Source organism: Anaeromyxobacter terrae (genome assembly GCF_022690685.1).
Lineage (GTDB): Bacteria > Myxococcota > Myxococcia > Myxococcales > Anaeromyxobacteraceae > Anaeromyxobacter > Anaeromyxobacter terrae.
This window is the reverse complement of record NZ_JALCYY010000051.1, coordinates 1-22388: the sequence shown is the minus strand read 5'-3', so window position 1 is coordinate 22388 and position 22388 is coordinate 1. Positions and strand designations below refer to the sequence as shown.

17 protein-coding genes are annotated in these 22388 nt (G+C 75.3%); 5 read left to right on the top strand and 12 right to left on the bottom strand.

Annotated features, from left to right (window positions below; genetic code table 11):
• Positions 1–8: 8 nt before the first annotated feature.
• Complete coding sequence (locus MNY62_RS19360) at positions 9–1667, top strand: protein kinase domain-containing protein (RefSeq protein ID WP_242345995.1); 1659 nt, start codon at positions 9–11, stop codon at positions 1665–1667.
• 28 nt (positions 1668–1695) lie between these two features.
• On the opposite strand, the gene aceK is transcribed toward MNY62_RS19360, so the two are convergent.
• From aceK to MNY62_RS19310, 10 genes are all read right to left on the bottom strand, one after another.
• Positions 1696–3441, bottom strand: coding sequence for a bifunctional isocitrate dehydrogenase kinase/phosphatase (aceK, locus tag MNY62_RS19355; protein ID WP_242345994.1), 1746 nt, complete (start codon positions 3439–3441; stop codon positions 1696–1698).
• 66 nt (positions 3442–3507) lie between these two features.
• Entirely contained in the window at positions 3508–4617 is a 1110-nt protein-coding gene (locus MNY62_RS19350) for a lipocalin-like domain-containing protein (RefSeq protein WP_242345993.1), read from the bottom strand.
• Entirely contained in the window at positions 4607–7132 is a 2526-nt protein-coding gene (locus MNY62_RS19345) for an FtsX-like permease family protein (RefSeq protein WP_242345992.1), read from the bottom strand. Before MNY62_RS19345 ends, MNY62_RS19350 begins: the two co-directional genes overlap by 11 nt.
• Positions 7133–7135: 3 nt before the next feature.
• Positions 7136–7813, bottom strand: coding sequence for an ABC transporter ATP-binding protein (locus tag MNY62_RS19340; protein ID WP_242345991.1), 678 nt, complete (start codon positions 7811–7813; stop codon positions 7136–7138).
• Positions 7814–7877: 64 nt separating this feature from the next.
• Complete coding sequence (locus MNY62_RS19335) at positions 7878–10649, bottom strand: MASE1 domain-containing protein (protein ID WP_242345990.1); 2772 nt, start codon at positions 10647–10649, stop codon at positions 7878–7880.
• A 55-nt stretch (positions 10650–10704) separates the two neighbouring features.
• On the bottom strand, positions 10705–11535 hold the full coding sequence (locus MNY62_RS19330) for a hypothetical protein (protein ID WP_242345989.1): 831 nt from the start codon (positions 11533–11535) through the stop codon (positions 10705–10707).
• On the bottom strand, positions 11532–11774 hold the full coding sequence (locus MNY62_RS19325) for a hypothetical protein (RefSeq protein ID WP_242345988.1): 243 nt from the start codon (positions 11772–11774) through the stop codon (positions 11532–11534). Before MNY62_RS19325 ends, MNY62_RS19330 begins: the two co-directional genes overlap by 4 nt.
• 92 nt (positions 11775–11866) lie before the next feature.
• Entirely contained in the window at positions 11867–12913 is a 1047-nt protein-coding gene (locus MNY62_RS19320; RefSeq protein ID WP_242345987.1) for an isoaspartyl peptidase/L-asparaginase, read from the bottom strand.
• Between the two features lie 187 nt (positions 12914–13100).
• Entirely contained in the window at positions 13101–13673 is a 573-nt protein-coding gene (locus tag MNY62_RS19315; RefSeq protein WP_242345986.1) for a hypothetical protein, read from the bottom strand.
• A 151-nt stretch (positions 13674–13824) separates the two neighbouring features.
• Positions 13825–16287 (bottom strand): DUF3536 domain-containing protein, encoded by a 2463-nt coding sequence (locus tag MNY62_RS19310; protein ID WP_242345984.1) that lies wholly within the window; start codon positions 16285–16287, stop codon positions 13825–13827.
• Positions 16288–16400: 113 nt separating this feature from the next.
• Between MNY62_RS19310 and thiD the strand changes: the two genes are divergently transcribed.
• Both thiD and MNY62_RS19300 read left to right on the top strand, forming a co-directional pair.
• Entirely contained in the window at positions 16401–17183 is a 783-nt protein-coding gene (gene thiD, locus MNY62_RS19305; RefSeq protein WP_242345982.1) for a bifunctional hydroxymethylpyrimidine kinase/phosphomethylpyrimidine kinase, read from the top strand.
• A 329-nt stretch (positions 17184–17512) separates the two neighbouring features.
• The gene (locus MNY62_RS19300; protein WP_242345980.1) at positions 17513–17956 is read left to right on the top strand and encodes a bacteriohemerythrin; all 444 of its coding nucleotides are present in this window, start codon (positions 17513–17515) and stop codon (positions 17954–17956) included.
• A 21-nt stretch (positions 17957–17977) separates the two neighbouring features.
• Here the strand turns inward: MNY62_RS19300 and MNY62_RS19295 are convergent, their stop codons facing one another.
• Entirely contained in the window at positions 17978–18748 is a 771-nt protein-coding gene (locus MNY62_RS19295; protein ID WP_332842368.1) for a YdcF family protein, read from the bottom strand.
• A gap of 183 nt (positions 18749–18931) precedes the next feature.
• On the opposite strand from MNY62_RS19295, the gene MNY62_RS19290 reads away from it, so the two are divergent.
• Positions 18932–19171, top strand: a complete 240-nt coding sequence (locus MNY62_RS19290) for a hypothetical protein (protein ID WP_242345978.1) — start codon at positions 18932–18934, stop codon at positions 19169–19171.
• Between the two features lie 139 nt (positions 19172–19310).
• On the opposite strand, the gene MNY62_RS19285 is transcribed toward MNY62_RS19290, so the two are convergent.
• Positions 19311–20681 (bottom strand): tryptophanase, encoded by a 1371-nt coding sequence (locus tag MNY62_RS19285; RefSeq protein WP_242345976.1) that lies wholly within the window; start codon positions 20679–20681, stop codon positions 19311–19313.
• A 186-nt stretch (positions 20682–20867) separates the two neighbouring features.
• Between MNY62_RS19285 and MNY62_RS19280 the strand changes: the two genes are divergently transcribed.
• A partial coding sequence (locus tag MNY62_RS19280; protein WP_242345974.1) for a sodium:solute symporter family protein occupies positions 20868–22388 on the top strand: 1521 nt, incomplete at its 3' end.

Sequence of the window (22388 nt, the reverse complement as noted above, 5' to 3'; positions counted from 1 at the left end):
GGCCGGCGATGACTCCCACGCGCGAGGCGAGCACGGCGAGCAGCGGCGGGGCGGTACGAACGCCCGGCCTCGTCATTCCCGGCCACGCCCTCGTCTCGGTGCTGCGCCCCGGGCGCACGCTGCTCGTGCGGACGGAGTCGGCCGGCACGCTCGCCGTGCTCCGCCGCGCGGGCGTCGGGAGAGGAGAGCTCGAGCGCCGGGCGCGCGCGTGCGCCGGCGCCGCGGCGGCGGTGCTGGAGCACGAGGGCGCCGCGCACCTCCTCCGGCCCTTCGCGCCCGGGCGGACGCTCGCGGAGGTCCTCGCCGCGCCGCCGGTGGGCGCCACCGCGCTCGACCTCGCCGGGACGCTCGCGCGCGCCGTCCTCGCGCTGCACGTTCGCGGCCGCGTCCACGGACGGCTCCACCCCGGCAACGTGGTGGTCGCGGCGGACGGGTCGGTGATGCTCATCGACGGCGAGCTGCCGTTCCATCCCGACGTCGAGGACCCCGCCGCCGCGACCGCGCTCGGCTTCGCCGCCCCCGAGCTCCTTCGCGGCGGCCCGCCGTCCCGCCGCGGCGACACGTTCGCGCTCGCCGCGATGACCTACGCGCTCCTCGCCCGGCGCCCTCCCTTCCCCGCGGACGCGCCGCTCGAGACCATCCGCCGCGTGCTCCACGAGGATCCCGTCCCGCTCGGCGTGCTTCGTCCGGATCTCCCCGCGGGGCTCACGGCGGCCGTGACCCGCGGGCTCGCCCGCAGCGCATGGAGGCGGGCGTCCGCGGCGGAGATCGCCGAGGAGGTCCGGGTCGCGCAGGCCACCCAGCGGCTCGGGGAGGTGACGGCGAGCGCGCACGCGGTCCCGATTTCGAACGCGATCCCGGCCCAGGGCTCGACCCCGACCCCGACCCCGACCCCGACCTCGACCCCGATCCCGACCCCGACGCCGACCGCGACGACCCCGACCCCGACCGCGACCTCGATCTCGACCTCGACCCCGACCGCGACCCCGACCGCCTCCCCGACCGCGACCCCGACCCCGACCGCGACCCCGACCGCGACCGCGACCCCGACCCCGACCCCGACCGCGACCCCGACCGCGACCGCGACCCCTCCCCCTTCGCCTCCCGCCATCCTCCTCGCGCTCACCCGCGCGTCCTCCCTGGCCCGCGCCCTCCTCGCCTCGCCCCGCCGCGCCGCCCTCGTCGCGCTGGCCGCCCTCGCGCTCGCCGCGCTGTACCTGCCGCGGAGCGAGGCGTCGCTCGCGGGCGACGTCGCCTCGCTCGTCGCGAGCGGCCGGCTGGCGGATGCGCGCGCGAAGCTCGACCAGGCCGCGAGGGTCCGGCCCGGCGACCCGCTCGTGGAGAAGCTCCGCGGCGACGTCGCCTGCGCCCGCGGCGCGAGCGGCGAGTGCCTGCGGCGCTACCGCGTCGCGCTCGCCGCCCGGCCCGCGCTCCGCGAGGACCCGGCGCTCCGCGAGAACGCCCGGAGGCTCCTCGCCGGCGCAGAGAGCTGCGGCTCGCGCCGGGCGGCGGCGGAGCTCCTCGGCGAGCTGCGCGATCCCGCGGCCCTGCCGGCGCTCGAGTCGGCGCGCCGCGCCGGGGGGCTCTTCTCCTGGTTCTGCACGGGCGACGCCATCGACCGCGCCATCGTGGCGACGCGCCAGGGGGAGCGGGCGCCTGCGAACTGATGGCGCTTTCCGCCCGGTTCGATCCCCGCTACGCGTACCCGTGCACGAGCCGCTGCTCCTCGCGGTACGGGTAGATGTCGACGATCTCCCCCTCCCGGATCCGCTCCTGGATGCCGCGCCAGTAGCGCCCGGTGAGCAGGTCCCCGTGGGCGTGGAGGAAGACCTCCCGGAGCCGCCCGGTGAGGCCTAGAAACGGGAGCAGCTCCTCCGGGAAGATGTCGTCCTCCCCCACGTAGAACCAGGGCTCGCCGCTCATCTCCTCGTCGTCGCCCGACGCGGTCGGCAGGTCGCGGAACACGCAGTCCGTCACGCGCGTGAGCTCGTCGTAGTCGTAGAAGATCACGCGCCCGTGCCGCGTCACGCCGAAGTTCTTGAGGAGCAGGTCGCCCGGGAAGGTGTTCGTCGCGGAGAGGTCCTTCAGGGCGCGGCCGAAGTCGAGCACCGCCTGCCGCGCGGTCCACTCGTCCGCCTCGCGGATGAAGAGGTTCAGCGGGGTCACGCGCCGCTCGGCGTACAGGTGCCGCACCGCGACCTCGCGCGGCCCGATCTCGACGCTGCCGGCGCACTCCTCCCGGAGCTCGCGCAGCACCTCCGGCGAGAAGCGATCGGCGGGGAACGCGAGGTGCTCGTACTCCTGCGCGTCCACGAGCCGGCCGGCGCGGTCGTGGCGGAACACGTGCCGGTACTTGTCCATCACCTCGCGGCGCGTCGTCTGCTTGGGCGGCTTGAACTCGTCCTTGATGACCTTGAAGACGACGTCGAGGCCCGGCAGCGTGAACACGCTCATCACGAGCCCCTTGTCCCCTCGCGCCGGGACGAACGACTCGCCGGTCTCGGCGATGTGGCGCGCGATCTCCCGGTACAGCTCGGTCTTGCCGTGCTTGTTGAAGCCGAGCGCGATGTAGAGCTCCGAGACCCGCTTCAGCGGGATGAGCGTGGACAGGAACGCCACGAGCTCCCGCGGCCGCTCCACCTCGACGTGGAAGTACGAGCGCGTGAAGCTGAACACGATCGAGATGTCCTCGGCCGTGAAGAGGATCGCGTCCAGGACCACGCCGCGAGCGCCGTGCACGAGGGCCAGCACGAGCGGGGTCGTGAACCGTCCGCGCCGGAGCCGCCCGACGAGGTAGGCGCCCTTCCCGCGGTAGAAGACGGCCTTCGCGAGCTCGACCGTCTCGATCGGCTGGCCGTCGTCGAGCTCGCGCAGGTGCGCGTCGAGCTCGACCGCCGCGATGCGCGCGTCCCGCTCGAGGTCCTCGTACGGGACGGAGAACGCGTACGCGCGGAGGATCGTGCGGAGGAGCGCCTCGGTGGTGACCTCGCGCCGGAAGCTCCCGTAGACGGGCACGGGCCCCTCCCTGACCGCCGGGCCGTCGGCCGCCAGGAACTCGATCGCGGGATCCACGCCCACCGTCACGAACACGCGGCGAGTGACGGAGTTGAAGAACGACTGCGCGATCTCCCGATCCGGCCTGGCCGCCACCCGCGCCTCGTAGAGCTCCTTCATGCCCCGCCAGAGGCCGTGGTCGTGCACCGCCGCCCCGAGCTCGGCCCGCACCGTGCCGACGCAGGCGTTCACGAGCCAGTCGCGGAGATCGAGCCGCTCACGCGCGTCGGCCTGGCCGCCGGCCCAGTCCTTCGCCTCGAACCGGGCGCGCGCCCGGGCGGTGATGCGAGCCCGCTCGTCGTGATAGGCCTCGAAGCTCGCCGCGATGGCGTCGGCGCCCGCCGCGGCGAGGGCGCCCGTGGCGGAGGGGTCGTCGGGCTGCGCCATCCCTGGACGGTAACCGAGGTGCCACCCCCCGGCGCGGCGCCCTCTGGGGTCCGGCGGCCTCCCGGGCTACAGCGGCGGCCGCGTGCCTTCGCCGTAGCCCGTGAGCTCGACGTACCCCTCGCCCGCGGCGCTCCCGTCCGCCCCGGTGAGCCGCACTGGCCCCTCCCAGTACGAGATGCCGCCGGCGAGCGTCGAGCGGTTCTCCGCAGACGCGACCTCCGGCGCCGCGACGAGGCGGAGCCCCTCGCCCGGCACGTCGATCCTCCAGCCGGCCGGGTACGTCACGCCGCGCGGGCTCCGCCACGTCGAGAGCGCGGAGACGCTCCACTCCTGCGGCGCGAGCGAGCGCGCCGCGCCGTCGCGCGCGACGAGCGTCCCGTTCCGCCAGTCCACGCTCCCGTCCGCGCGCCGCAGGACGTACAGCATGAGATCGCGCCCGTCCGCGAGCCGGAGGCTGAACCAGTCCCAGCCGACCTGCGAGGGCGCGAGCTGCGACGACCCGATCTCCTGGTCCATCCAGCTCTCGCCGGTGACCCGCAGCGTCTCCGACCCCACCGTCACCGTGCCCTCGGTCGCGAGCCGCGTGTACGAGGAGTAGAGGCTCGCGTAGCCAACCTGCGCGGCCTTGCGGCTGTAGCCGTTCGGCCCCTGCAGCACGAGCGGCTTCGTCGGGCGAGCCACGAGGTCGAGGGCGATCCCGCGCGCGTCGTCGCGCATCGCTAGGTGGAACGCGCCGCCCTCGAGCCGCAGCGTCCAGCGACCGGGGGTGCCGGCGGGCGCGCGCGCCCAGGCGACTCCCGGGCCGGGCGGCGCGCCGAACCCGCCGAGGAGCGGCGACGCGCGCCAGAGCACCTCCGAGAAGCGGTGCGTCCGGGACCGGAGGTCCGTGACGGCCGCGTGGCCCATCACCGCCTGGCTCGCCGCCCAGGCGGAGTCGAGCGCGGGGGGCTCCGGGGAGAGCCCGACGCGGAAGAAGGTGAGCTGGTAGCCGAGCCGCCGCGCCGGATCATCCACCGCGGCGAGCGTCCCGGTGAAGTACCACCACTCGTTCCGGTGATCCGGGTGCGCGAAGTGATCGCGGGGGAGCTCCCACCGGTGCGCGGGATCGGCCGGGCGCCATGCCGGCGCGGCGGCCAGCGTCGCGGCGATGAGCGCGGCGAGGGGGCTACAGCGCATCGCGAGAGAGCTCCGCGGCCGGGGTGCGGCTCGCCGTGAGCGCAGGGTAGAGGCTCGCCGCCGCGGCGGCGGCGAGGATCGCGAGGGCCTGCCCGCCGAGCGCGCCCCAGGGAGGATGGAGGGCGATGCTCCACCCGAAGAACGCCGGGTTCACGACGTCCACGAGCACGCGCGCGAGCCCGGCGCCGCCCGCCGCGCCGAGCGCGAGCCCGACGAGGCCGATGCCGAGGCCGCGGCCGAGGAACACCGCGAAGAGCTGCGGCCGCGTGGCGCCGAGCGCGCGGTAGAGGGCGAGCTCGCCCCGCCGCTCGCGAGCCAGGACGAGCAGGGAGAGCGTCACCCCGGCCGCCGCGATGACGAGCCCCATCGCCTGGAGGAGCCGGGTCACCGCGAACGTCTGCTCGAAGAGGGCGAGCACCTCCCCGCGGAGCGTGCGGTTCGAGCGGATCTGGACCGCGTGATCGCGCAGCGCCGCGCGGAGCCGGAGGACCTCCGCCTCCGCGTCCGCGCCCGGCGCGAGGTAGAGCGCCGCGTTCGACGGCGCGCCCGGCCCGAACAGGCGCGCGAAGGTGGAGAGGTCCACGAGCGCGGCGCCGCCCTCGGTGCCGTAGTCGCGGTAGACGCCCGCGACCGGCAGCGCGGTCTCTCCTCCCGGGCCGCGCACCGCCAGCCGGGACCCGGGCGCGAGCCCGGCCTTCCGCGCGAGCGGCTCGGAGACGAGGGCCGCCCCGCCCCGGAGGGCAGCCATCGCCGCGGCGGGGTCTCCGGCGAGGAGCTCGACGCGCCGCTCGCCTCCGGGCAGCGCGCCGTCGAGCCCGGAGAGCGAGATGCGCCGGCCGGCCGCCTGGACCTGCACCTGGCGGAGGAGGTCGAGGCCGACGAGCCCCGGCGCCTGCCGCAGGCGCGCGATCACCTCCGGCGCGAGCGTCGCGTCGCTGCGCGCGCGGCGCCAGGAGGGGGTCGACACGTAGACGTCGGCCCGGAGCGTCGCGTCGAGCCAGCGCTCCACGGAGCCCCGGAAGCTCCCGACCATGACCGTCACCCCGGCGAGCATCGCCACCGCGACGGCGAGCGCGCCCGCCGCGACCGCGGAGGAGCCGAGCCTCGCCCCGAGCGTGCGGACGCCGTACGCGACCCCGAGCCGGTGCGGCCGCCCCGCGCGGGCGAGGAGCCGGATCGCGGCGGGCGCGGCGAGCGGGACGGCGACGAGGACCCCGAGCGCGAGCACGAACGCGGAGGGCGCCCAGCGGCCTCGCAGCGCGACGTGCGCCGCCGCGGCCGCGGCGAGCGCGGCGAGGCCGGCGGCGAGCGTGCGCCCGGAGCGGGCGCGCACCCGCTCCTCGAGCGTGATGGAGGCGAGGAGCGCGCGTGGATCCTCCCGGCTCGCGTCGATCGCCGGCCCGAGCGCGCCCGCCACCGCGCCCGCGACGCCGGTGGCGACCGCGAGCAGGACGAGCCCGGGGCCGAGGGTCACGGCCTCGATCCCCTCGAGCAGGTAGAGGTTCCGGATCGTGCCGCTCACGGCCGCGACGTTCGCGCGCGCTGCGAGCCAGCCGAGCGGGATGCCCGCCGCGGTGCCGGCGGCCCCGAGGAGCGCGGCCTCGGCGAGCACGAGCCGGAGCACCTGCGCGCGGGTCGCTCCCACCGCGCGGAGCACGCCGAGCTCCTCGCGCCGCCGCGCGAGGGACGCCCGGACCGAGGCGTAGACGAGGAAGCCGCCGACGAGGAGCGACACGAGCGAGAGCGCCGTGAGGTTCAGGCGGAACGCGGCGAGGAGCCCCTCGGCCTCGGCGGTGCGCTGCTCGGGGGTGAGCACCCGCGCGCGCCCGCCGAGCCGCGCCTCGAGCCGCGCGCGGAGCTCCGCGAGCGAGACCCCCTCCGCCGCCCGCACGTCGAGCTGGTGGATGCGCCCGCGCTCGCCGAGGAGCGCCTGCGCCTGCGCGATGTCCATCACCGCGAGCCGCCGGCTCGCGAGCGGCGCGATGCGCTGGAGGTCCACGAGCGCGCCGACGACGAGCGTCGCGCGGCGCGAGCCGAGCGACACCGGGATCCGATCGCCCACGCGCCAGCCCATCTCCGCCGCGAGGGCCGGCGTCACGGCCACCCAGCCCCGCCGCGTGAGCGCGTCGCCGAGACCGCCCTCCGGCAGCCGCCACGGCGCGCGCACCGCGGCCTGGAGGAGATCGGCGCCGACGAGCTCCAGGCTCGCGTCCGTGCGGCCATCCACGGCCGCCTCCGCGCGCCAGAGCGGGATCGCGGCGGCCACCCCGCGCACGGACAGCACCTCGTCGAGGAGCCGCTCGTCGAGGAACCCGGCCCAGCCCAGCACCGAGAGGTCGGCCTCGCCGGAGAGGGCGCGGACGGAGCCGGCGAACGCCCCGAGCGCGCTCCGGTTCAGGATCTGGATCGAGAGCACCGAGCCGACGCCGAGGGCCACCCCGGCGACCGCGAGGATGAACAGCGCCCGCGACGCGCGCAGCTCCTTCGCGATCGCGCGCACGAGGTAGCGCCTCACGCCTCAGGGCTCCCGGAGGCCGGAGTGGAGCGTCCAGGCCTCGTCGGCGCGGGCGGCGAGCTCGCGGCTGTGCGTCACGAACAGCACGGCGCTCCCCTCGTCGCGGGCGAGCCCGAGCAGGAGATCCATGACGCGCTCGCCGCTCTCCTCGTCGAGGTTCCCCGTCGGCTCGTCCGCGAGGAGGAGGCGCGGCCGGCGCAGGAGCGCCCGGCAGAGCGCGACCCGCTGCATCTCCCCGCCGGAGAGCTTCTGCACGGCGTCCCCGGCGCGTTCCTCGAGGCCCACGCGCTCGAGCAGGGCCCGGGCGCGGACGGCGGCCTCCCGGAGCGGATCTCCCGCGACGAGCGCGGGCACGAGCACGTTGTCCTCCACCGAGAGGTGGGGCAGCAGGTGGAAGAACTGGAACACGAGCCCGACGTGGTCGCGCCGGAGGCGCGTCCGCTCGCGATCCGGCAGCGCCGCGAGCGGCCGGCCGAGCAGGACGACCTCGCCGGAGGTGGGGGCGTCGATGCCGGCGGCGAGGTGGAGGAGCGTGGACTTCCCGGAGCCGCTCCGGCCGGTCACCGCCACGATGCGCCCGGCAGGCACCTCGCCGGACACGCCGCGCAGCGCGCGGAGCACGGCGCCGCCCGCCGTGCGGTACTCCCGGGTGACTTCACGAAAGGTGACGACCGGCTCCATCCCACCCTCATCCATACCGGCGCGCCCGGAGCGGCTCGAGCCCTTCGCGGCGCGCCCCGGGCGGTCACCCGGCCCGGCGATCCGGCTCGCGGGCGAGCAGCGCGCCCACCGCCTCGCGGAGCGCCGCCGGCGCGAACGGCTTCTCGATGCGCGGCAGGCCGCTCCCCTCGAGGAACCGCCGCGCCCGCTCGGTGAACGCGCCCCCCGTGATGAACACCATCCGCGCGGCCATGCCGGGCGCCGCGCGCGCGAGCGCCTCGTACAGATCCATGCCGGTGAGGTCCGGCATCATCAGGTCGCACAGGACCACGTCGAAGCGCTCGCCGCCCGCGAGGCGCGCGAGCGCGGCGCGCGCGTCCGTCACGCTGTCGACGTCGTGATCGGCGAGGACCCGCCGGACCGTGCTCCCGATGAGCGGCTCGTCGTCCACGACGAGGATGCGCGCGCGCTCGGCCCGCCCGGCGGGCGGGGTCGCCGGCTCGGGGCGCCGCGCCTCGGAGGCAGCAGGGAGGACGACCCGGAACAGCGCCCCCCTCCCCGGCTCGCTCTCGAGCTCGATCCTCCCGCCGAGCCCCGAGACGATCCCGTGGCAGACCGAGAGCCCGAGCCCGGTGCCCTGGCCCGGCGGCTTCGTCGTGAAGAACGGCTCGAACACCCGCCGCCCCAGCTCCGCCGGGATGCCGGCGCCCGTGTCCGAGACCTCCACGATCGCCTCCCCCTCCGCCCCGGTGCGGGAGGTCACGCGGATCTCGTTCGTGGCCGCGTCGCCCTCCGGGATCGCGTGCGCCGCGTTGACGAGCAGGTTCAGCACCACCTGGCCGAGCTGGAACTCGGACGCGAGGACCGGCGGCACGGGATCGAGCCGCAGCACGAGCCGCGCGCGGTGGCGGATCTCGTGCTCGGCGAGCTTCGCGGCCCCCCCGATCTCGTCGCGCAGGTCGATCGGCCGCCGCCCCTCCCGCCGCGATCGCGAGACGATCCCGAGGTCCCGGATGATGCGCGCGATCCGGCGCGTCCCCTCGGCGGCGTCCTCGAGCGCCTGGAGCGCCTCCGACACCTCCGGCTCGCCCGCGCGGGCCCCCAGCGCCTCGCGCGCGCAGCCGAGGTTCGCCGAGACGAAGGTGAGCGGGTTGTTGATCTCGTGCGCCATCCCCGCGGCGAGCGTCCCGACCGCCGCGAGCCGCTCGGCGGCCTCGGCGCGGCGACGGTCGGTGAGATCGCGGGCCGTGTAGATCGCGTACTCGGCGCCGTCGAAGGCGAGGTGCGAGAGCGCCACCTCGGCGTCGGCCCGGCCGTCCGGCCGCCGAACCATCCCGTCGAGCACCGCCGCGCCGTGCGTCCGGATCTCCTCCCATCGCGCCGGCCAGCCCGCCTCCACGAACCCGCCGTCCACGTCCCAGACCGCGCGCCCGACGAGCTCCGCGGCGCCGCACCCGAACAGCCGCTGCGCCGCATCGTTCGCATAGGTGACGCGGCCTCCCGGGTCGAGGATGAGCACGGGAGCGTAGCCGCGCTCGAGCGCCGTCTGCGCGAGGCGCAGCGCGCGCTCGGCGCGGCGGAGGTCGGTCACGTCGAGCGCCACCCCGCCGAGGAGCGGCGCCTCCTCGTCGCGCGGCATGCGGAACTTGAGCGTGACGAACGAGCGCCCGGAGAGCTCCATCTCCTCCCGGGCGATCTCGCCCGTCTCGAGGACGGTCCGGTCGACGGACGCCACCCGCTCCGCGACGGCGGGCGGGAACATCTCCGCGGCCGACTTGCCCTGGAGCTCGGGCAGGCGGGCGCGGTGCGCGCGCGCGAAGCTCGGGTTCCCGGTGACGATCCGGCCCACGGCGTCCTTGATGAAGATGACGGCCGGCGTGTGGCGCAGGAACGCCTCGAACCGCGCCTCGCTCTCGGCGAGCGCGGAGAGCGTGCGCTCCCGCTCCGCGAGCGCCGCGCCGAGGACGAGCGCGGTCGCGACGGCGATGAACACGAGGAGCTGGATCTGCACGTCCGCGGCCGTGATCGTGGAGCCCGGGTCGAAGTAGCGCGACCGGGAGGTGAGCGCAGCCCCGACGAGCGACACGATCGCGGCCCCGGCCGACGCGCCCCGCACGCCGAAGCGCGAGCCCGCCCAGACGAGCGGCGGCAGGAGGAGGTAGCTCCGCTCGAGCCTGACCCCGCCCGTGAAGACGAGCACCGCCGAGCCTCCGAGCGCGGCGGTGACGACGACCGCCTCGAGCGCGCGAGAGAGGGTGAGCGGGCGCGGGCGGCGCCGGCCGGGCATCCAGGACACGACGAGCGGCGCGAAGACGAGGATCCCGAGCGCGTCACCCGTCCACCACGCCCGCCACGCGTGGAAGAACCGCTCCGTCCCCGACCAGCCGTAGTGCGCCATGGCGCTCGCCGTGCCCAGCGCGGACGGCACGAGCGGCGCGGCGAACGCCCCGAGCAGTACGAGCGCGGCGACGCCGCGGACGCTCGCCGTCGAGCGCCGCGGCCCGGCGAGCCTCGACACGAGCGCCGCGGCGATGGCGGCGTCGAGCAGGTCCACCACTGTGTTGACGGCGATGAGCGTCGCGCTGCGGTCGGTGGCGGCGCTCGCGACGATCTCCGCCGCCACGGCGGCGGCGACGAGGACGAGCCGCTCGCGGCCGCGGAAGAGGAGCAGCGCGCCCGCGTACAGCCCGACCGGGGGCCAGTACGTCGCGAACGCGCCCGGGTAGGCGGAGAACGCGTCGCCCGCTGCTGCGAGCAGCACGTAGGCGACGAAGAAGGCGACGGCGCGGGCGAGGACACCGCCGGACGGCGAAGGCGGCGCGTCCCCTCCGACGCCTGGGCGAACGGGGCGCGTCATCGAACGGCTGACGCTATCAGGAAAGTGAGGCCCGTGACACCGCCCCGCGGGGCGTCTACCGCGTCACGCTCGGTGGGCCGGCCGGCGTGCGCGCGCTGCGGGACTCCGCGACGACCTGCCGGTGGGCGAGCGCAGCCGAGAGCGCGCAGAGGCTCGCGAGCGCGAGCACCACCTCGCTCACGGCGCGGAGCGCACCCGAGTGCGCGACCCGCGCGCCGGTCGCCGCCGCGTCGTAGAAGAGCCAGCACAGGTTGGAGGCGGCGAGCAGCCCCCACGGCCACTGGAGCGCGCCGCCGCGGAACTGCCGGGCGATGCGGAACAGCGGCGCGACCAGCACGAAGCAGACGATGTCGCCCGCGACCGAGACCGCGTCGAAGAACGCCTGCGAGGCGCCTCCCGCGACGAGCGCGTCCGCGCCGTCGCGCAGGAGCGTGGGGACCCCGAGCCCGAGCCCCACCACGAGCACCGCCGCGACGTCGAGCGCGTCCTCCACCCGTGAGCCGGTGAGCGCGAGCCCGGCGCGGAAGAACGCGCCGACGAAGAGGAGCGCGCTCCCCACGGCGGCGACGTTCACCGCGAGGATGTACCCGACCTGGAGCGCGCGCCCCCCGGGGCCCAGGAGCCAGTCGCCGTGCGGGCCCGTGGTGAGCTTGTTCACGACGGGCAGGAGGAACGACACGGCGGACAGGATCCAGGCGCGGAACATGAAGTCCCGCCGCTCGAACGCCGCCGCGGCCACGAGGCACCCCGCGGTCGCGAGCGACTGCGCGACGAGCTGGGTCGTGAACCAGAGCTCGTGCTCCCTGCCGGTCACCGCCGCCAGCGCGGCCACCGCAGCGGCGCCTGCGACGGGGATCGCGGCGAGCCGTCCGTAGCGCGTGCTCACCGGAGCGCCTCCTCGAGCTCGGCCAGGACGTGCTCGGCCGGGCCCTGCCCGAGCAGCGTCCGCAACATCGGGCGGAGCGCGTCGAGGAGCCGGGGGACGTCCTCGGGCCGGATCTCGTCCGGTCTCATGCCGAGCACGCGGTCGGAGAACGTACGCACCACCGCGCGGGCCGTGTCCGGACCGATCCACCTCGCGAGCGCGGTCGCGATGACGTCCCCCCTCGATCGGCCCCCCGGCACGGCGCGCAGCCTAGACCCGCGCGGCGGCGCGGGCAACGACGCCCCGTGTGACGGTTTCGTGACCGCGCACGCCTCGGCGGGCGCGAGCGCGCTCACCGCGCCACGCTCCAGGCCATGTTCTCGCGGTAGCGGACGTCGAACGCCTTGCGCTCCGCGGAGTAGTTGCAGCCGCCGCCCTCGCCGTCCGCGGACAGCGCGACGAGCCCGAGGTCCACGTCGGGCGGGAACGCCGCGAGCGCGCGCTCCACCGCCTCCTGCGCCGGCGTCCCGCGCGCGAGGTCGTCGTAGACCGTCCTCGCGACGAGCCGCTTCACGATGTCCTCGCCGTTGCCCGTGCACGCGACCGCGCCGTGCGGGCCGGCGTAGATGCCCGCCGCGTAGATGGGCACGTCGCCGACGCGGCCGTAGAAGGTGATCGTCGTGCCGCCGGTGCTGATGGCGGCCGCGAAGCGGCCCTGCGCGTCGCGGGCGACCGCGCCGACCGTGTCGGGCGTCCCGAGCGCCTCCTTCAGCTCCGCCGGGATCGGCCCCGGGAAGTTCCACGCCTTGCGCCAGTCGTAGCGGCGCCAGGCCGGGACCGTCCCCTGCTCCTTGCCCGACAGGATCCGCCGCACGCGCGCGTACCGGGCGCGGCTCTCCGGGCAGATCGGGTCGTGGTCCCGGAAGCCCATCGCGCGCGCGAACCGCGTCGCGCCGTCGCCCACGACGAGGAGGTGCGGCGTCTCCATGACCTTGCGCGCGACGAGCACGGGGTTCTTCACCCGCTCGATCGCGGCGACCGCCCCGAAGCCGCCCGTCGCCCCGTCCATCACCGCCGCGTCCATCTGGACGGTCTTCCCGTCCATCCGGATGTTCGCGCCGGTGCCCGCGTTGAACCGGCAGTCGTCCTCGAGCCGCACCACCGCCGCGATCGCCGCATCGAGCGCGGAGCCGCCGCCGCGCAGCACCTCGAGGCCCCGCTGCGCGGCCGGGCCGGTCGCGTCCATCCGGACGCGCGCGCTCCCCGCGCCGCCGTGGACGACGACGGCCGGCGGTGCCCGCGCGGCCGTGGGAGCTGGCGCGGCGGGCGGCTCGACCGACGCGGCAGGTGCGGAGCCGGACGCGAGGAGCACGGCGGTCAGGGCGACGAGCGTCGACATGGCGGACATCGTCGCCCCGCGTGGCCCTGGAATCAACGGTGGGTCAGGCTCGGGCGAATGCCGGACACCCGGGTCGCCATCGCGCCAGTGATTCCGCGCCGCGCGACCGGCCCTCCTGTTCTCGTGCCCGCTCGCGACACGCCGAAGGCGATCGAACAGGCGTCATTCGCGAGTCGCGAGGCGTCGCTCAGCGATCGAGCGCGCTGCCGGCCCGGTCGACCGCCTCGCCCGTGGCGGTCACCCAGGCGATGGCGGGCGCGCAGAAGAGCACGCCCACCACGATCGCCGCGAAGAAGTTCCGGCCCTCGACGAGCGAGTCGCCCTGCGACGCGAGCGCCGTCGCGGCGACCACGAGCCCGAGGACCACCGCCGCCGCCCAGCGGCGCCAGGCCTCGAACGCGGACGCGAACGTCGCCGCGAGCCCCAGCAGCACGTAGAGCGCCGCGAGGCCGCGATCCGCGAAGACCAGCTCCTTCGCGACCCACCCGAGCACGGCCGTGGCGACGAGCCCCGCCCCGACGCGCCGCGCGAGGCTCTCGCCCCGGAGCACGAACCACGAGACGCCGAACACCGCGAAGAAGAGCCCGAGCTTGAAGAGCCCGAACCGCGCCACGCCGAGGCCCCGCCAGACGGACTCCTCGGAGAGCTCCAGCGCGCGAGAGAGCACGCCACCCGCGATCGCCTGGAGGAGCACGAGCGCGAGCGCACCCGCGAGGCTCGCCGCCACGTAAAGCGCGACCGTCCGCTCCGTCTTCGTCATCCGTGCCTCCCTGCTCGCCGGCGAGGAGCCGCCGGGGGCGCGGATTCTACACGCGGGCGCCACGCGGACGCGATGCGGCCCCGCACGCCGGGGGTGCGACGGACGGGACCGATGTGGTCGCGCGTGAGCCGCGCGGCGGCCGCGGGCCGCGTCAGCGGAGCGGGCGCGGCGCCTCGGTCCGGCGCGGGGCGTACCCGGCGCGGAGGAGGAGCGTCGCCTCGTCGAACCAGAGCCGCCGGGCGAGCCCGGCGGTCCGCTCCCGGTCGAGCGTGATCCCCCGCGCGCCCGCCCACTCCCAGAAGCGGTTCTGGGGCTCCCAGAGGTCGAGCCACAGGCCGACGCGCCGGGCGAGCTCGAGGATCGCGATGAGCTCGTCCGCGCGCGCCGGGCCGCCGTGACCCGCGATGAGCGTCTCGACGCGCGACCGCACGAGCGCCTCGACCTCGCGGCGAACCTTCACGATGTCGAAGTGCGCCCCCAGCGCGCTGGCGAGCTGGACGGTCGCGAGGAGCTCGGCGATCCCCTCGTCGATGGCCACCGCTCCCGTGCGCGCGCGGCCGGTGACGTCGAGGATGCGGCGGGTGAGCGTCACGTCGGCGGCGACCCGGAGCGGCGTCGGGACCGGCGAGTCGATCTCCCGCAGGAACTCCATGAGGCGCCGGTTGTCCTCGAACACCCGCAGGTAGTCGTCCTCGTACCGCCGCATCGCCCCCTCGAGCAGCACGTCCGCGACGTGGCGGCGCTCGTCGAGGAACAGGTCGCGCAGGGTGTAGTCGCGGCCGGGGAACGCGCGATCGACCTCGCGCAGCAGGCGGGCGAAGGAGATCCGCTCGAGCCGGGCGAACAGGACCCGCTCGATCTCGGCGTGCGCCTCCGCGCCCGGGTACGCCACGAGCCCGCAGCGGAAGTCCGCCGCGCCGAAGTGGACGACGCAGTAGAGCGCGTCGAGGGACTCGCGCGTGATGACGCTCTCGAGGTGCATCCGTCCCGTCGCGAGCGTCGCGGGCCCCGACTGCGCCCGGCGCCCCCCGTTCAGCCGGTACCGGAAGCAGAACAGGCGCCCCTCCTCCGGCATGTCGCGGACGGAGCTCGCGACGGCCAGATGCGCGCCCACGCCCTCGAGCGACGCCACGCTCGGGCGGACCAGCTTCTCGTACACGTGCCGCCCGTCCCCGAGCGCCGGCACGTTGGAGGGCGCGCGCGCGAGCGCCTCGACGAACCCGGGCTCGAGGTCCACCCCCGACGCGTCCCGTGCGAGCTGGATGGCGCGCGCGGCGTACTTCATGACCTGGACGGTCTCGAGCCCGGAGAGCTCCGCGAAGAACCAGCCGCAGCTCGTGAACATGAGCAGCGACTGGCGCTGCATCTCGAGGAGCCGGAGCGCCTTCACCGTCTCGTCCGGCCCGAGCGGCCGCCCCGCCTCGCGGCGCAGGACCTCGTCCGCGTCGCGTCGGTCGGGGTCGAGCACGACCTCCACGTACCGATCCCGGGCGCCCCACGGATCGGAGAGCAGGCCCGCCGCCTCGCGCTCGAACACGTCCCCGAGCGCGCCGCGCAGCGTCTCCAGCGCGGCGAGCAGGGGCGCGCGCCACGCCTGGTTCCAGCCGGGCTCCGCCCCCACGCTGCAGCCGCAGTCGGAGCGCCAGCGCTCGATCCCGTGCGCGCAGCTCCAGGACGAGCCCTCCGCGATCTCCGCCTCCCACTCCGGCTCGATCCGATCGAGCGCCTGACCCAGGTTCACGAGCTCGAGATCGTCGCGCTTCCCGAGGAGGCGCAGCGCCGCCGCGAGCACCTCGTCGCCGCCCTTCTTGTGGTGACCGAGCGTCTCGCCGTCGAGCGCGATGGTGAGGATCTCGTCGTGCTCGCGGGCCGGGTCGAACCCGCCCTCGAGGCGGCGGAGGAGCGCGTCGGGCGACGAGAGCGCGTCGCCGAAGGCGAGATCGCGGGCGATGTGCCCGTCGTAGAAGAACACGGCGAGCTCGCGCTGGCCCGCGCGCACGCGGTAAGGCCGGGTGGGATCGAACCGCGCGTCGGTCGCGTCCAGCCACTCGCCGCCGGGCGGCCGCACCCGGCGCGCCTGGTAGGGCGAGAGCACGGTGTAGCGGATCCCCTCCTCCGCGAGCGCCTCGAGCGTCGGGGTGTCCGCGGCGGTCTCCGGCAGCCAGAAGCCCTCCGGCGGGCGGCCGAAGCGGCGGCGGAAGTCGGCGATGCCCCAGCGGATCTGCGTGCGCCGGTCGCGCGCCGACGCGAGCGGGAGGATCGCGTGGTTGTAGCCCTGCGCGAGCGCGTTCCCGTGACCGCGCCGGTCCGCGCTCTTCTGGTCCGCCTCGACGACGCGCGCGTGCACGTCCGGCCGCTCCCGCTCGAGCCACGCGAGCAAGGTCGGCCCGAAGTTGAACGACAGGTGGACGTAGTTGTTGACGATGTCGACGATGCGGTCTCCCGCGTTCTTGAGGCGCGCCGCGCCGTTCGGCGCGTAGCACTCCACCGCGATCCGCTCGTTCCAGTCGTGGAACGGCTCCGCGGAGTCCTGGACCTCGATCGCCTCGATCCAGGGGTTCTCGCGCGGTGGCTGGTAGAAGTGGCCGTGCAGGCAGAGGAGGCGGCGCGTCACCGCTGCATGTTAGGCGCGCCCGGACCCGGGGCCCCGCCCCCCGGTGGGCCCCGGCGCGCGGCGCCGGCATCGGGACCCGCCCGGCCGGGGCCTTTCGGTTATGTTGCCGCGCCATGAAGGTCGCCCTCACCATCGCGGGCTCCGACTCCGGCGGCGGCGCCGGCGTGCAGGCGGACCTCCGCACGTTCGCAGCCCACCGCCTCCACGGCACCTCGGCGCTCACCGCCATCACCGCTCAGAACTCCGTCGGCGTGACGGCCTGGGTGGCCCTCGAGCCCGCCATGGTCGTCGCGCAGATCGAGGCGGTCGCGACGGACATGACGGTCGCCGCGACGAAGACCGGCATGCTCGCCAGCGCGGGGATCATCGCGGCGGTCGCCGAGGCGGCGGCGCGGCTGCCGCTCGGGCCGCTCGTCGTGGATCCGGTCATGGTGGCGAAGAGCGGCGATCGGCTGCTCGACGCGGCGGCCGAGCGCGCCTACGTCGAGCGCCTGTTCCCGCACGCGGCGCTCGTCACGCCGAACCTGCACGAGGCCGCCGTGCTGCTCGGCCGCCCGGTGCGCGACGTCCCCGCGATGCGCGCCGCCGCGCGGGACCTCGCGGCGCTCGGCGCGCGAGCCGTGCTCGTGAAGGGCGGCGCGCTCGAGGGCGACGCGGTGGACGTGTTCTTCGACGGCGCGGCGCTCGTCGAGCTCGCTGCTCCGCGCGTCGAGACCGAGAACACGCACGGCACGGGCTGCACGCTCTCGGCCGCGATCTGCGCGCGCCTGGCGCTCGGCGACGCGCTCCTCGACGCGGTGCGCGCCGCCAAGGCCTACCTGACGGAGGGGCTCAGGCGCTCCTACGCCGTCGGCCGCGGCCGCGGCGTCGTCGATCACCTTCACCCGCTGCGGTGAAGCCGCCGCGGCCGTTCACCCGGGGTGGCGAAGGAGGTGCGGCGCGGTGATTCACGGTTCGTGCTACGCCCCGGATCGCCCGGCCGCTCGCCCGCCTGGATCTCCGAGATCGAGCGGAGCGGTCTTCTTCCGACCCGCGAATCGATCGCTTTGCAGAGCCCTCCGGTCGAGATCGCGAGATCCGCGTGAACACGACGGTTCGCTCGCGATGTCGAGAAATCCCCCATGCGGCCTCGCGCCGCACGGAGTCAGCGTGGTAATTCGGCGTGTCGTTCCCACTCGACACGGCTCCAACGCACCGGAGCCCACCACGGCAGGAGGCGCGCCTCATGTGGATTCAGTGGCACTCGGGTCACGCGGTCGGGATTGATTCGATCGACGCGAAGCAGCGCGATCTCCTGCACCGCACCAACCGCCTCGTAGAGACCGTCCGGGCCGGGCGCGTGGACGAGGCGGTGACGCGGCTCGAGCTGCTGCGGGTCGCCGCCGAGGCCCAGTTCATCGAGGAGGAGGCGAAGCTCCGGGATGCCGGCGCGAAGAGCCTCTCCCGCCACGCGCACGAGCACGAGCGCTTCCTCTCCGATCTCGACGAGCTCGTGGACAGCGTCACGCGCCGTGGCCTCGTCGCGCTGCAGGAGGTCCGCTTCACCTCCTGGCTTCCGCGCTGGATCGACATCCACGTCGCGCGCACGCACGGCGATCTCGCGTCGCTCGGCCCCTCGCGCGCCGCGCCCGCGCTCACCGCGCGCGTCGCCGCCGATCGCGTGCAGTAGCGCCCTGCTCGCTCGCCGCCGTCAGCGGCTGTAGCCGGCGAGCCTGTAGACCACCCTCCCCGCGAGCTCGTGCAGGGCCTTCGTGCTCTGCGCGAGCACGCTCGCCCGCGGCAGCCAGCTCCCGCCCCGCCCGGCGCGCCGATCGACCGGCAGCACGTCCGGCGAGAGCCCCACCGCCCGGAAGCAGCCGAGCGCGCGCGGCACGTGCGCCGCGCTCGTGACGAGCAGGAGCGAGTGGAACCCGTGCGCCGCCGCGAGTCGCGCCGACTCGATGGCGTTCTCGCGCGTGTTGCGGCTGCGCGGGTCGACCACGATCGCCGCCGCGGGGACGCCCCACTCGACGAGCTTGTCCCGCAGCCGCTCCGCCTCGGACGGCTCGCGCGGCGCCGCCTCCACCGGGCCACCGGAGAGGACGAGGTGACGAACGCGGCCCGCGCGCCACAGCTCGAGCCCGCGGAGCACGCGATCGACCGCATCCTGGAACTCGGTCTCGCCGCTCGCGCGCGACGCGTCCGCGTCCACCTGTCCCGAGAGCACGATGGCCGCGTCGTACACGACGTCGGGCCGGAAGGTGCGCTCCGCGCCCGACTCCGCGAAGCGCTGGATCCCGTTCGCCACCGGCGCGACGGAGAACGTGACGAGTACGGCGGCGGCGGCGAGCCCGAGCGCCCAGGGCGCGCGCGGGCGGCGGTGGAGGAGCGCCGCAAGGAGGAACAGGGCGAGGGTCCAGGTGAGGGGCGCGACCGCGAGGTCGAGGGTCTTCGAGAGAGCGATGAACACGGAGGGCGCCATGAATAGCCGATCGCGACCGGGCCGGCGCCGCCCTGGCCGGGGAACCGCGGCCGTGGGCGTCGGGACACGCCGGCCGTGTCCCGCCGTCCACCGCGCCGGGGATTCGCGCGTCCGAGCGCGGTCGAGCAGCGGGCACGCCGGCTGCACCAGCGCTCCTCGAACCCGAAGCACCGAGGAGCCCCGATGCCCCGCCTCTACCTGCCGCTCGTCCCCGTCACCCTGCTCGCCGCCATCGCGGCGGCGTCCGCCTGCTCGAAGCCGCGCGAGCCCGAGACGCGCCTCATCCCACCGGCCATCCCCCTCGCCGTCGCGGAGGAGCCGGCGAAGCCCGTCGTCGCCGCCGCGCCTGCGCAGGAGCCGGACGCGACCACCGCGCCCACAGCCGACGACCTGAAGGAGTTCAACCGGAAGGTCCCGAAGTAGCGCCTCGGCGCACGATACCGGGCCTGCGGCGGGCGTCCTCGCTCCTTGCGCCTGCGGCGTACGGAGGCAGTACGCCTCGGCGCGCGTCGCTGCGGTAGCCCGCCTCGGCTCCGGTCTCGTGCGCCTTGCGCGCCACGACTCACGCCCAGCGGAACTCCGCCGTGAAGTGGCGGAGGAACTTCGCCTGGCGCGTGAAGCGCACGCCGCGCACCTCGCGCGCCTTCGCCTTGAGCTCGCAGATCACCTCGGCCGCATAGTCGAAGTGGCTCTGGGTGTAGACGCGGCGCGGGAAGGCGAGCCGCACGAGCTCGAGCGGGTGGTAGGTCTCCGTCCCGTCGTCGAGCCGCTTCCCGAACATCACCGAGCCGATCTCCACGCCGCGGATGCCGCCCTCCAGGTAGAGCGCGAGCGACAGCGACCAGGCCGGATAGTCGGCGGGCGAGAGGTGCGGGAGGAAGCTCCTCGCGTCGAGGTAGACGGCGTGGCCGCCGGTGGGCTCGACGATGCCGACGCCCGCGGAGAGGAGCTTCTCGCCGAGGTACTCGGCGGTCCGGAGCCTGTAGCGGAGGTAGTCCTCGTGCAGGACCTCCTCGAGCCCGACGGCGATCGCCTCGAGGTCCCGCCCCGCGAGGCCACCGTAGGTCGGGAAGCCCTCCGTCAGGATGAGGAGGTTCCGCGCCGCCTCCACCCACCGCTCGTCCCGCAGCGCGATGAAGCCGCCGATGTTGGCGAGCCCGTCCTTCTTCGCCGACACGAGGCAGCCGTCGGCGAGGGAGAAGAACTCCCGCGCGATCTCACGCGGCGTCCGGTCCGCCTGGCCCGGCTCGCGCAGCTTCACGAACATGGCGTTCTCGGCGAAGCGGCAGGCGTCGAGCACGAGCGGCTTGCCGTGCCGGCGGAGCAGCGCCGCGTACGCCCGGACGTTCTCGAGCGAGACCGGCTGCCCGCCGCCGGAGTTGTTCGTGAGGGTGATCATGCCGAACGGCACCCGATCCGCCTTCTCCGCGAGGAGGCGCTCGACCTTGGCGAGGTCGATGTTCCCCTTGAACGGGTGGCGGCTCCTCGGCTCGAGCCCCTCCGGCACCACCAGGTCGAGCGGCTCGACGCCGTCGTACTCGAGGTTCGCGCGGGTGGTGTCGAAGTGCGTGTTCGACGGGACGACGTCGCCCGGCTTCGTCGCGACCGAGAACAGGATCCGCTCCGACGCCCGCCCCTGGTGCGTCGGGATGACGTGCGGGTAGCCGGTGAGCTCCTGCACCGCGCGCTCGAAGCGGAAGAAGCTCCGCGCCCCGGCGTAGCTCTCGTCCCCCTCGATGAGCGCAGCCCACTGGCGCGCCGACATCGCGCCGGTGCCGGAGTCGGTGAGGAAGTCGAGGAGTACGTCCTCGGCCCGCAGATGGAACGGGTTGAGACGCGCCGCCTCGAGCAAGCGCGCCCGCTCCTCCCGCGTGGTCATGCGGATGGGCTCGACGGACTTGATCCGGAACGGCTCGATGATGGTGCGTGGCACGCGATGAACCTCCGCCGGGGTGGGCTGCGGGCTGGACGACGCCGCCGCTGACTCGCGAATCGGGCGGTCGTCCGGCGACGCTTCGACGGGGGCTGCGCCCCCGCGCGCGGAGCATAGCTCCGCCGGCGTCACTCCCCAGCGCGCCGGGTGTTCACGGATGAGTGTCGCCCGACTACCATGCGGGGCATGCCTTCATGGGTCTATGTGGGGATCGTCGTGGCGTACGTGCTCGCGATGGTCGCCGTCGGCTGGCTCGCCATGCGCCGCACGCGCGACGTGCACGACTTCTTCATCGGCGGCCGCAGCCTGGGACCGTGGATGAGCGCGTTCGCCTACGGCACGACCTACTTCTCGGCGGTGCTGTTCATCGGCTACGCCGGCAAGCTCGGCTGGGGCTTCGGGATCCACACCCTCTGGATCGTCCTCGGCAACGTCGTGGTCGGGACGATCCTCGCCTGGAAGCTCCTCGCCGCCCGCACGCGCGAGATGACGGCGCGGCTCGACGCCATCACGATGCCGCAGTTCCTGGCGGCGCGTTACGGCTCGCGCGCGCTCCAGGTCGTCGCCGCGCTCGTGGTGTTCGTGTTCCTCGTCCCCTACTCCGCGTCCGTGCTGATGGGGCTCTCGTACCTCTTCGAGCTGACGCTCCACATCCGCTACGAGACGGCGCTCTACCTCCTCACCGCCATCACCGCCGTGTACCTCGTGATGGGCGGCTACTTCGCGGTCGCGGTGAGCGACTTCCTGCGCGGCATCGTGGAGTTCGCCGGCGTGATGCTCATGGTGTGGCTGCTCGCGCACCGCCCGGAGGCAGGGGGCTTCGTCGAGGCGACGCGGCGCCTCCTGGGCGATCCCGCCGCGATGGCGCCGGGGCTCGTCGCGGTGAAGCACGTCGGCGCGGGGACGCCGCTCGCGCTCGCCGTGCCCGGCTGGCTCACCCTCGCCGCGCTCGTCCTCATCACGAGCCTCGGGCCGTGGGCGCTCCCGCAGATGGTCCAGAAGTTCTACTCGATCCGCTCTCGCGCCGACGTCGACCGCGCGCTCGTCATCGCCGGCGTCTTCGCCCTCTTCATGGCCTTCGGCGCGTACTACAGCGGCGCGCTCACGCACCTCCGGTACGGCGCGCGCCTGCCGGCCGAGCTCATGGGGCCCTCGGGGCCGATCTGGGACAAGATCATGCCGCACTTCATCACGACCTCCGGGCTGCCGGAGACGCTCGTGCTCGTGATCGTGCTCATGGTCTTCTCGGCCTCGATGTCGAGCCTCTCGTCGCTCGTGCTCGTCTCGAGCTCGGCGATCGGGATCGACCTCTACGGCGCGGTGGCCGGGCGGGAGCGCGCGCCGCGGCGCCAGATGGCGGTGCTGCGCGCGCTGTGCGCGGTGTTCGTCGGCCTCTCGCTCGCGATCGCGCTCGCGAAGCCCGCCGTCATCGTGAACCTCATGGTGATGAGCTGGGGCACGCTGTCGGCGGTGTTCCTCGCGCCCTTCGTCTACGGCCTCTTCTGGAGGCGCGCGACGCGGGCGGGCGCCTGGGCGGCCATCGTCGCCGGGCTCGCCGCCGCCTTCCTGCTCTTCCCGGCCTGGGGCGCCGACGGCGTTCCCCTCGCCGGCGCCATCGCGACCCTCGTGCCGCTCGCCGTGCTCCCGCTCGTGAGCGTGCTCGGCCGCGCGCCCGAGGCCTCCCGCGTCGCGCGCGCGTTCGGCGAC